The sequence below is a fragment of the Bacillus sp. H1a genome (genome assembly GCF_000633475.1).
GTDB lineage: Bacteria > Bacillota > Bacilli > Bacillales > Bacillaceae_G > Bacillus_A > Bacillus_A paramycoides.
The window spans coordinates 1-297 of record NZ_AYMH01000049.1 but is presented as its reverse complement, the minus strand read 5'-3'; the positions used below and the strand labels follow the sequence as shown (position 1 = coordinate 297).

The following is a 297-nucleotide window of genomic DNA, read 5'->3' as shown; positions in this document are numbered from 1 at the left end:
ATATCTTGACAATGCACTGAACATTGATTTTAAAGCGATTGCAGATGGAGAGAAAAAAGTGATGGTTGCGGCATATAAGCAAATCTTTTATACCGTAAGTGCAGAACTACCTAACAATCCATCAGATCTTTTTGATAATAGCGTTACTTTTGATGAGCTAACTCGTAAAGGGGTAAGTAATGCGGCTCCGCCTGTTATGGTGTCAAATGTAGCTTATGGTAGAACAGTTTATGTGAAATTAGAAACATCATCTAAGAGCAAAGATGTACAAACTGCTTTTAAAGCCTTAATTAAGGG

The 297-nt window shown here is 36.4% G+C and carries 1 protein-coding gene; it reads left to right on the top strand.

Features of this window, described 5'->3' with window-relative positions; all coding sequences use genetic code 11:
• Window positions 1-297, top strand: a 297-nt coding sequence (locus tag U860_RS0122885; RefSeq protein WP_029953062.1) for a thiol-activated cytolysin family protein, incomplete at both ends; no start/stop codon positions are given.